The 847-nt window shown below is 64.9% G+C and carries 1 protein-coding gene; it reads right to left on the minus strand.

The window, feature by feature from the left end; translation table 11 throughout:
* On the minus strand, positions 1 to 847 hold an 847-nt coding region (locus PMI14_RS05355), incomplete at both ends, for a FumA C-terminus/TtdB family hydratase beta subunit (RefSeq protein WP_007850816.1).

Consider the following 847-nt stretch of genomic DNA (forward strand, 5'->3'; position numbering starts at 1 on the left):
GCATCCACCGCCACCGTCACCGGCATGTCCACCACGTCGAATTCGTAGATGGCTTCCATCCCCAGGTCCGCAAAGCCCAGCACCTTGGCGGTCTTGATGGCCTTGCTCACCAGGTAGGCGGCGCCGCCCACGGCCATCAGGTAGGCACTCTGGTGCTTCTTGATCGCCTCGATGGCCACCGGGCCGCGCTCGGACTTGCCGATCATCGCGATCAGACCGGTCTCGGCCAGCATCATCTCGGTAAAACCGTCCATGCGCGTGGCGGTGGTCGGGCCGGCCGGGCCCACGGCCTCGTCGCGCACCGGGTCCACCGGGCCGACGTAGTAGATCACGCGGTTGGTGAAGTCCACGGGCAGCTTCTCGCCCTTGGCCAGCATGTCCTTGATGCGCTTGTGCGCGGCGTCGCGTCCGGTGAGCATCTTGCCGTTGAGCAGCAGGGTGTCGCCGGGCTTCCAGCTGGCCACTTCTTCCTTGGTCAGGGTGTCGAGGTTGACCTTCTTGCTCTTGTTGTAGTCGGGTGCCCAGTTCACGTTGGGCCACAGGTCCAGCGAAGGCGGCGTCATGTACACCGGGCCCGAGCCATCCATCACGAAGTGGGCATGGCGCGTGGCCGCACAGTTGGGGATCATGGCCACGGGCTTGCTGGCCGCGTGGGTGGGGTACATCTTGATCTTCACGTCCAGCACCGTGGTCAGGCCGCCCAGGCCTTGGGCGCCGATACCGAGGGCGTTGACCTTGTGGTACAGCTCCAGGCGCATTTCCTCGACCTTGTCGAGCTTCTCGCCGCGCGAGGACTTGGCCTGCAGCTCGTACATGTCGAGGTCGTCCATCAGGCTTTCCTTGGCCA

The sequence above is a fragment of the Acidovorax sp. CF316 genome (assembly GCF_000276605.1).
Taxonomy (GTDB): domain Bacteria; phylum Pseudomonadota; class Gammaproteobacteria; order Burkholderiales; family Burkholderiaceae_C; genus Acidovorax.